Consider the following 4,480-nt stretch of genomic DNA (forward strand, 5'->3'; position numbering starts at 1 on the left):
CAAGGCAATCTGCTCCATATCACGGTTCATAAGGCCAATGACACAGGTGCTGGGTGCAGAGTTTTTTGGGAAGCGGTGCAAAAATATTCTACATTAAAGGAAGTGTGTGCAGATGCTGGATATAGAAAACCCATGGAGGCATTTGCGTAGAACTATATTGAATAAAACTATAGATGGGGCATACTTCCAAAGCGTTAGATCGTCGAAAGAACATATGCATGGCTAAATCCTTTTCGAAGGGCGTCTAAAGATTATGAAATTGCCATAGCGACTGCTGAAAACATGAATATGATAGCCCATTCCATGATCCTATTAAGAAGGTTAGCTAAATCATGAATACAGGTTCTTAAGATGTGCTTAAGATATATAACGCTCATTATTTTTATTTCTATGAAGGGGGGGCTAAACTTCCTGCAAGACTATTAAGGTGACTTTTTTGAATTTCTACCCACTGTATTGATCCCATAATGTCTTCTAAAGCATGAACATATACAGATTGCATATAGGGACTTTTCCCTAAAATTTGTCCCAACTTCTTTCCATTTTTTTCAAATAATACGGGAAGACGCTCCCCTTTTTTACTTAGATTAAAAGCTTGCTGAGTGCGTTGCAATATTTCTTGAAGTTGATGCAGACGACGTTTTTTTATTTCAATAGAAATTTGAGGTTTTAAAGCAGAAGGCGTCCCAGGACGAGCGCTATACATAAATGAGTACGCTTGCGCATACCCAACGCGATCGGCTAACTGACAAGTTTCTTGAAAATCTTCTTCTGTTTCCCCTGGATGTCCTACGATAAAATCTGAAGAAAATGCTATATCTGGGCGAGCTTTTCTGAGCTCTTCTAATATCAACTCATATTCTTGAACAGTGTACTGGCGATTCATTGCCTGAAGAACACGATTTGATCCGGATTGAACGGGAAGATGTAAAAAAGGCATTAATTGTGGAATTTCTTTGTGTGCTTGAATTAAGCAAGGAGTCATTTCTCTTGGATGGGAAGTCATATACCGTAAGCGATGCACTCCTTCTAATTCTGCGCAACGGTACAACAATTCTGAAAATGCTACTTCTTTCCCCAAAGCAGTTTTTGACCGATATGCATTAACATTTTGCCCCAACAATACAAGCTCTTTTGCCCCTTCTTTTAATAAAATACGTGCTTCGTTCAAAATGTCGTCTAACGGCCTTGAATATTCTGCTCCTCTTGTATACGGAACTACACAATAAGTACAAAATTTGTTGCACCCTTCTTGAATAGAAAGAACTGCGCTTACGCCATGAAATCCCCGAGGAACCTTCAGATTATCAAATTTTGAAATTTTCGGAAATCCAGTGCCCAGTATTCCTCGTCCTGGCCCATCTTTCACAGCGTAAAGGCGTTCAACTTTTGCTAATAACTCAGGAATTTTATCGTAAGTCTGAGGACCAACCACAAGATCCACATAAGGAGCACGCTTTAAGATGTTTTTTCCAAGCGCTTGTGCAGAACATCCTGCAACTATAATCACCATGTCTTTTTCGTTTGTCTTACGGAACTCTTTAATCAGACGAACACGCCCTAAATCAGAAAACAGTTTTTCTTCCGCTTTTTCACGAATTTGACAAGTATTAAAAATCACAACATCTGCGTCCATTTGATCTTTTAGGGTATACCCGAGCACTGTGAACATTTCTTCTATACGCTGAGAGTCATACACATTCATCTGGCATCCATATGTCACAATATGTAGAGTTTTATGCATTTTTATCCTTTTCTTTATAGTTCAGATATTATAAAGCTTTTGATAAGGAATTCAAAAATAAAAAATCTTGCATTTTCAAACTTTGTGATATTCCCGCCCTTACAGAGCTTACAGATCGAGCTGCAGAAAGTTTACGAGAACTTCCTGCTGTAAAGGGGGGATGAAAAATAATCACAACCGTCAATGAACGCCACCCCCCACATTTAAATAAATGTGGAAATAAGGCAACATTTCCAATCCAACTTAAGTACCGTCTTACCCAAGACAACGCAGGAAACCCGTTTACTTCTGTATAACAAATTGATATGGGTTGAATTTTAACTTCCGGATGAAGTTCAAAAAATGCATGATAAAAAGGCTCGGTCACAATTCCATTTCCCGTTGTTCCTTCTGCAAATACAAGTACCGCTTTATTTTGTTGGATCGTTTTTTTTATACGGGTTTGGCCATTATGAATGCCTCTGAGTGTTCGTTTGATGAAAATTGTTCCAAATTTCTTAGCAATCCAGCCCACAAGGGGCCAATTTTTAACCTCTTCCTTTGCGATAAAAACGTAAGGGGCTTGTTCTCCCAATAATACTATATCTAGGTAAGATATGTGGTTAGATACAGCAAAAACTCCTTCTTTGCAAATCGAACCGCGTACTACAACTTTATGAACTCCAGCGCAACGACGAATCCCTTTATACAAAATTTTTTTTAAAAGCACTACAAAAGAACAAGACGGAAACAAAAAAGATATTCCTCCTATAACCCCGCCTAATAACAAAAGTAGCCCAACGCCCCCTATGCCAAGTAGTGCAAAAACACGATTTTGTTTGAACCGAAGCACAGAAGACTTAGAACTCATCGTGCCCCATACCCCCCCAGTACTAACCGCCTTGTATCCACAACGACACACGCATCCAAAGAAGAAAAACTTAAATCTTGAAATATACCTTGTCCAACCCACCCGCCTACTTGCAGATACCCCCTTAGTAGAGAAGGTATCTCGCTCCATGCTTTATTGATATTCACTTCTTCTGGTTCTAATATTTTTATTAACGCCGCACTTGAAGATAAAACCTCTGGGCGGATATATTCTGGGGCTCTGTGCGCATAATGCAAATAAGAAAATCCGTGTTGATATTTTTCAGGAATTATCCCCTCAAAGCTGGCACATCCAAATAAATAGCGAATGTTGTGATAAGCAATGTAGTCTGATAACCCCTTCCATAATAAGCGAATAATTCCTTTTGTGCGATAAGCACGATCTACACATGCTCTTCCCAATTCCAAAATATTTTCTTTTGACTCTAATATTTTTTGGATATCAAACTCGTTTTGAGAGTAAAAAGTTCCGCACTGTTCTGCAGCTTTACGAGAGATAAGGCGATAAGTGCCCACAATGCGATGACTAGAAACTTCTTCTACAATAAGATGTTCGCAATACGCATCAAACATATCAACGTCAAGCCCTTCTGATTTTGCATTCATACGTTCTTTATAATACACGGCATAACGTAATTTTTGAGCTTCTAAGATTTCCTCAGGAAGCGTTGTAACACGCACAACAAATGATTCAGACACAAAAAATCCCTATAAAATACACCTTCATTATACCTTGATTGTAAAAAAAGGAAAGGACAAAACACATTCCGCAAAATGGAGTTGTACCCTTTTAATCCTTTTTAAATTTTCTTAAGATCAGAAAATTCTCTAAATCTTGATATCAAAAAGTGCGCTCTTAACAAGCTATTTTAAAAACACAATTTTACCATCAATTGATATCTTTCGTATATTCAAAATTTTGCTATTTAACATCTCAGGTGTTTGACTGCTGAGCCTCTTTAATTTTTTTTCTTAAAATTTCTGTAAAATCTACACTGTTCAGTTGCAATCCGGGAAGCCCGCACTCTAAAGTAACGATTCTAACCCAATGTCTTACAGAGGGCCACAGCATATTGGGGCAATTTACGTACAACAAAAACGGGCGCATATCTTCGTCTTCATTTTTAATAATGAAATAACCGGCATATTTTAGCTCTATTATACATCCGGGCTTTTGATCTTTCATCATTTCTATTCGAAGAACAATAACAACTTGAAAATGCTCCCCTTCTCCTCCAGTCAGGACATCTACTGAAACTCTGGTTTCGGTCTCGTTTCCTTCTTGCTCTGATAACGCAAAAGGAGAAGGACATTCAATAGAACAATCAACAATATGTTGAAAAACAAGTTCTAAAACGGAAGAAGGATCATTCTGCTCAGCAGAAGAAGTTCCGTTTGAAGGAGATGGGATTCCTCCCTGAAAAGGGGGTTCTTGAAAATCTTGGTACATCAGAATATAAACTTATCTGCAATTTTCTCATTGTATCTGATTTTAAAAAAAATAAATAGCGTACGTAAAAAAGATCATTTTTGTAAAATTGATATTTATACTGAAAAAATAAAAAAAATAAAAATTATCGATACCTTTAACCAAATATAGCATGATTAATTTTCAAAGTTTTATTAACGTGAAGTTCCGCAAAAATAAGCAGTGTTCCCTCTAGCATTTCAAGTGATCGCGTGTTTGCACGGCCCATAAGTGTTGAAAGTGGTTGAGATAGATATTATGAGTATAAAGTTTTAATTTTATAATGATGTATTGATATATGGAAGAATTAGAAAATATTATGTCTTTAATAAAAGAAGAAGATTTAGAGAGACTAGGAAAACTTTACGATGTCAATAGATATAATAATAAAATCACCG

Annotated in this window: 4 protein-coding genes and 1 pseudogene; 1 reads left to right on the forward strand and 4 read right to left on the reverse strand. The window is 37.1% G+C overall.

Features of this window, described 5'->3' with window-relative positions:
* Window positions 1-198 precede the first annotated feature (198 nt).
* Window positions 199-336: pseudogene (locus tag K737_RS12135) on the forward strand (IS5/IS1182 family transposase); the annotation flags it as partial.
* 52 nt (window positions 337-388) lie between these two features.
* On the opposite strand, the gene miaB reads toward K737_RS12135, so the two are convergent.
* The 4 genes from miaB to K737_RS05595 form a co-directional block, all read right to left on the reverse strand.
* Window positions 389-1,744: a tRNA (N6-isopentenyl adenosine(37)-C2)-methylthiotransferase MiaB gene (gene miaB, locus K737_RS05580; protein WP_006300566.1), complete on the reverse strand. Its 1,356-nt coding sequence runs from the start codon at window positions 1,742-1,744 to the stop codon at window positions 389-391.
* A gap of 28 nt (window positions 1,745-1,772) precedes the next feature.
* Window positions 1,773-2,645 (reverse strand): lysophospholipid acyltransferase family protein, encoded by an 873-nt coding sequence (locus K737_RS05585; RefSeq protein ID WP_024161497.1) that lies wholly within the window; start codon window positions 2,643-2,645, stop codon window positions 1,773-1,775.
* Window positions 2,591-3,313, reverse strand: coding sequence for a GNAT family N-acetyltransferase (locus K737_RS05590; RefSeq protein ID WP_006300564.1), 723 nt, complete (start codon window positions 3,311-3,313; stop codon window positions 2,591-2,593). Before K737_RS05590 ends, K737_RS05585 begins: the two co-directional genes overlap by 55 nt.
* Before the next feature lie 235 nt (window positions 3,314-3,548).
* Window positions 3,549-4,064, reverse strand: a complete 516-nt coding sequence (locus K737_RS05595; RefSeq protein ID WP_006300563.1) for a protein-export chaperone SecB — start codon at window positions 4,062-4,064, stop codon at window positions 3,549-3,551.
* Window positions 4,065-4,480: the final 416 nt, after the last annotated feature.

Origin of the sequence: Holospora undulata HU1 (assembly GCF_000388175.3) — a bacterium.
GTDB lineage: Bacteria > Pseudomonadota > Alphaproteobacteria > Holosporales > Holosporaceae > Holospora > Holospora undulata_A.